This is a genomic window from Planomonospora algeriensis, from assembly GCF_977012225.1.
The window spans coordinates 1-3,219 of the sequence record NZ_CDRNDK010000596.1 but is presented as its reverse complement, the minus strand read 5'-3'; the positions used below and the strand labels follow the sequence as shown (position 1 = coordinate 3,219).

The following is a 3,219-nucleotide window of genomic DNA, read 5'->3' as shown; positions in this document are numbered from 1 at the left end:
CTGGTGGCGACGATGCGGGCGGCCGGGGCGAGGGCGCGGACGGCGACGGCGAGCGCGGCCGCGTCGTCGTCGGCGAGGGAGCCGTGCCAGATTGTGAGGGGGACCGCCCCCTCCAGGCGGAGGGGGCGGGGCCGGGTGTTCATCGGGAGGGGACTCCTTCGGAGGCGAGAGCGAGGGCGGTCTTGAGCGCGTCCAGGCGGCGCTGGCCGAACTGGGGGAGGCGCAGCAGGTCGTCGTCGGCGCGGCCGGCCAGATCGCCGATGGTGCGGATCGACGCCTGCGTGAGGGGCTTGGTGGCGTGCCAGGTCAGGCCGGGCAGGTCGGTGAGGGGGCGGTCGGGCTGGCCGGTCGCGGCGGCCATGGCGGCGGCGCTGGCGCTCACTTGTCGTCCTCCTCGGTCTCCACCTGGCCGGAGGCGATGAGGGCGATGGCGCTGCCGGGGTCGGCGGCGCGGTAGATGTCGGCGAGCCGGTCGACGGCCTCGGCGGGCGTCTTCGGGTCGAGGCGGAGCGCGACGGCGTTGATGACCGTCACGGCCTCGTCGCACCAGCGGTCGACATCGACGTGGGCGGCGACCTCGGGCGGCGGCAGGAGCACGAGCGTGTCGCGGCGGGTCCGGCCGTAGATGACGCGGGAGAGCTCGGGGTCGGGCTCCCACACGAGGTGGCTGCTGCGGGTGTCCTGGCGGATCCAGGCGGGGCTCTGGTCCAGGAAGCGGATGAGGCTGGGCAGGTCGGCGTTGGCGGGGGCGAGCCGGACGATGCGGGTCATCAGCGCTCGACCTTCCATCCGCCCTCGAGCTGCTCGAACATCCACTCGCGGTAAGCCTTGGTCCCGTGCTCCTGCTGCTGCTCGGGGGTCATGGCGTCCCACTCGGCCGCGAGAATCTCGGTGTCGATGATGTCCCAGACGGTGGAGCCGATCTTCTCGGTGCAGACGTCGACACGAAGCTTGATCGTGTCGGTCTCGGTGGTGTCGGCGTTGGTCTCGTTCCAGCGCTGCTCAATGTCGAGCATCGGGGTTTTCTCCTTAGCGGTGGGTCGTGCAGACGTAGCGGACGAACAGGTGGGTGGGGCGGTGCTCGACGGCGGGGACGCAGCAGGTCTCGGCGGGCATGCCGTACTCGTTGAGCCTGGTCGGGTACTGGCAGAAGCCGATCGGCGTCTCGTCGGTGCCGGTCACCGGGGTCTCCTTGTCCGAGGGGAGGGTGGCCCGCCCCGGGCGGGGGCGGGCCGGACGATCATCGAGTCACCGACGTCCCGGTGGTGATGGCCAGCAGTTCGGCGGTCAGGGAGTCGGGGATGCCCGCTCCGCGCGTGCGCGCCCACTCGGTGATCTCGACCAGGCGGCGGACGGCTTCCTCCGGGGTGGAGGTCGGCACGCCGAGGGTGACGGCGTTGATGAGACGGGCGGCGGTCCGGCAGGTGGTGCGGTCCTCGGTGCTGAAGTGGGGGTCGTCGTTGGCGGGGATCTCGATGCGGTCGTACCGCCGCGGGAAGGAGGGGTGCCAGTAGGAGACGTAGTGGTCGCAGGAGTTGGTGCGCTCCCACTCGGGGTGCCCCTCGAGGAACGCGGCGAGGGTGGCGCGGTCGGCGTCGAACGGGACGAAGTCGTTGTGCATGCGCTGGGTCCTTTCGGTCCTGGGGCGGGCGGGGCGGGCCGGGAACCGCTCCTGGTGGGGCCGCCCCCGCCTTCACACTTGAGAGTGTAGGGTAGTTTTATTATTTCGTCCAGAGGGCGCCGCCGGTTTTATCGGTGGGAACTGTGATTCCCGGTGATAAAAATCAGCCTGTTGACCAACATGTACATGTTGTGCTTCCTGTGCTGGCTGTCCAGCCTCGCGTATGGTGGAGGCATTCCACCAAGAACCGAGAAGACGAGAGGGCCGGAGCAGAGCGACCCGGCCCTCGAGGGAACGGCGCCCGCATGACCACCACCCGCGACTCACTGGGCATCTCCGAAGCCCGCAGCCAACTCGGCACGCTCGTAGCGCGAGCCGTCCACGGCCGCCGGCACACCACCATCAGCCGCTCCACCACCGAGCGCGCCGTGCTCATATCCGAGGAGGAGTTCGAGGAGTATGTACGACTCAAGCGAGAGCGCGAGGCCGCCGAGGTCCGCGCCAAGATCGACGCCGCCGCCCGGGGGGAACTCGACATGACCGTCTACACGTCGCGCGAGCAGGCGTACGCCGACCTCGGGCTGGGTGACGCCCCCCAGTGAAGATTCCCGTCCACTTCGCCCCGGACGTCAAGGCCGCACTGCGCCTTGCGCCGATGACCCTGCGCGCGTCGATCGTTGACGCGCTGCTGGACCTGGGCGATGACCCCACACCCCCCGAAGCCGTGCCGTACGCCGGGATCCCCGGCGCGTACGAGCTGATCACGCCCGCCTACCGCGCGCTCTACACGCACGGCCCGGAGGACCTGGATCGCGTGTCGGTCTGGGTCCTCCACGTCGACACCTGACGAGGCCGAAACGCGCCGAGGGAGTCCAGGAGCGAGGGTGCCGCTCCTGGATCTCCTCCTCGGCACCCCTCGAACAGGGGTGAACGCCTGAAAGGGCTCAGGAGCGGCGCACCCCCCTCCCGGACCTTTCCCTATCCGGAACCGGCTGTTCGCCCGGCAGCGGCCACCACAGAGAGATCATTTACGAGCCGGACGGGACCGCGAACCCGGCACACGACCCCGAACCGGCCATAAGGCACTCGGCGCCCATACCCCGGTCCCGGAGGTTCCCGCGAGGACGACAGCCAACCGGCCTTCGTCGCCTGCGGTCGCGTCGCCCCCTGATGCGGGGACGTCACGTCCAGCGCGGCCCGGCCGGCACGTACCACCAGCCGCCGGCCGCCACCGTTCCTCCCGCCCCCGCGGGAAGGATCGGCGCCGCCGCGGCCGCCAGCTCGTCGTCCGGGTCCGGCAGGGGTAGAGGGAGCAGGCCGTCCCTCGGCTCGTCCGGCTTCTCGGGCTGCTCCGGTTCCCCCGGCATCGGGTCCGGCGAACCGGTCGGCTCCGGCTGCTCAGGCTCCTCGGTCGGCTCCGGCCGCTCGGACTCCTCCCCCAGTGGTGGTTCGGTCTCCGGCGGCGGTGTCGATGTCGGCTCAGCCGGGGCGGAAGCGGTCGTGCTCGCTGTCGGCTCCGGGAGCGGCGACGCGGTCGGCGGCGCGGGCGTCGGCTCATGCTCGTGCCCATGCGGCGACGGCGACGGCGACGGCTGGGC

General features: G+C 71.2%; 8 protein-coding genes. 2 read left to right on the top strand and 6 right to left on the bottom strand.

The window, feature by feature from the left end:
• Nucleotides 1-139: 139 nt before the first annotated feature.
• From ACWJ6R_RS33040 to ACWJ6R_RS33020, 5 genes are read right to left on the bottom strand one after another with little or no spacing between them, the layout of a single operon-like run.
• Nucleotides 140-382 (bottom strand): DNA-directed RNA polymerase subunit alpha C-terminal domain-containing protein, encoded by a 243-nt coding sequence (locus ACWJ6R_RS33040; protein WP_449065983.1) that lies wholly within the window; start codon nt 380-382, stop codon nt 140-142.
• Complete coding sequence (locus ACWJ6R_RS33035; RefSeq protein ID WP_449065982.1) at nt 379-771, bottom strand: hypothetical protein; 393 nt, start codon at nt 769-771, stop codon at nt 379-381. Before ACWJ6R_RS33035 ends, ACWJ6R_RS33040 begins: the two co-directional genes overlap by 4 nt.
• The gene (locus ACWJ6R_RS33030; protein ID WP_449065981.1) at nt 771-1,016 is read right to left on the bottom strand and encodes a DUF7167 family protein; all 246 of its coding nucleotides are present in this window, start codon (nt 1,014-1,016) and stop codon (nt 771-773) included. The genes ACWJ6R_RS33035 and ACWJ6R_RS33030 overlap by 1 nt, the downstream gene beginning before the upstream one ends.
• Nucleotides 1,017-1,029: 13 nt before the next feature.
• On the bottom strand, nt 1,030-1,182 hold the full coding sequence (locus ACWJ6R_RS33025; RefSeq protein ID WP_449065980.1) for a hypothetical protein: 153 nt from the start codon (nt 1,180-1,182) through the stop codon (nt 1,030-1,032).
• A 58-nt stretch (nt 1,183-1,240) separates the two neighbouring features.
• A complete protein-coding gene (locus ACWJ6R_RS33020) occupies nt 1,241-1,621 on the bottom strand; it encodes a hypothetical protein (protein WP_449065979.1) in 381 nt (126 codons plus the stop codon).
• Nucleotides 1,622-1,926: 305 nt separating this feature from the next.
• On the opposite strand from ACWJ6R_RS33020, the gene ACWJ6R_RS33015 reads away from it, so the two are divergent.
• Together ACWJ6R_RS33015 and ACWJ6R_RS33010 are read left to right on the top strand one after the other, a co-directional pair.
• Complete coding sequence (locus ACWJ6R_RS33015) at nt 1,927-2,223, top strand: type II toxin-antitoxin system prevent-host-death family antitoxin (RefSeq protein ID WP_449065978.1); 297 nt, start codon at nt 1,927-1,929, stop codon at nt 2,221-2,223.
• On the top strand, nt 2,220-2,468 hold the full coding sequence (locus ACWJ6R_RS33010; RefSeq protein WP_449065977.1) for a hypothetical protein: 249 nt from the start codon (nt 2,220-2,222) through the stop codon (nt 2,466-2,468). Before ACWJ6R_RS33015 ends, ACWJ6R_RS33010 begins: the two co-directional genes overlap by 4 nt.
• Nucleotides 2,469-2,802: 334 nt before the next feature.
• Here ACWJ6R_RS33010 and ACWJ6R_RS33005 read toward each other — a convergent pair whose 3' ends face one another.
• Nucleotides 2,803-2,988, bottom strand: coding sequence for a hypothetical protein (locus ACWJ6R_RS33005; protein WP_449065976.1), 186 nt, complete (start codon nt 2,986-2,988; stop codon nt 2,803-2,805).
• Nucleotides 2,989-3,219 lie beyond the last annotated feature (231 nt).

Excerpts from the sequence above, each read along its gene's own strand:
- ACWJ6R_RS33005 (WP_449065976.1), bottom strand. The coding sequence starts at position 2,988 with ATGCCGGGGGAACCGGAGCAGCCCGAGAAGCCGGACGAGCCGAGGGAC.
- ACWJ6R_RS33020 (WP_449065979.1), bottom strand. The coding sequence starts at position 1,621 with ATGCACAACGACTTCGTCCCGTTCGACGCCGACCGCGCCACCCTCGCC.
- ACWJ6R_RS33015 (WP_449065978.1), top strand. The coding sequence starts at position 1,927 with ATGACCACCACCCGCGACTCACTGGGCATCTCCGAAGCCCGCAGCCAA.
- ACWJ6R_RS33030 (WP_449065981.1), bottom strand. The coding sequence starts at position 1,016 with ATGCTCGACATTGAGCAGCGCTGGAACGAGACCAACGCCGACACCACC.
- ACWJ6R_RS33035 (WP_449065982.1), bottom strand. The coding sequence starts at position 771 with ATGACCCGCATCGTCCGGCTCGCCCCCGCCAACGCCGACCTGCCCAGC.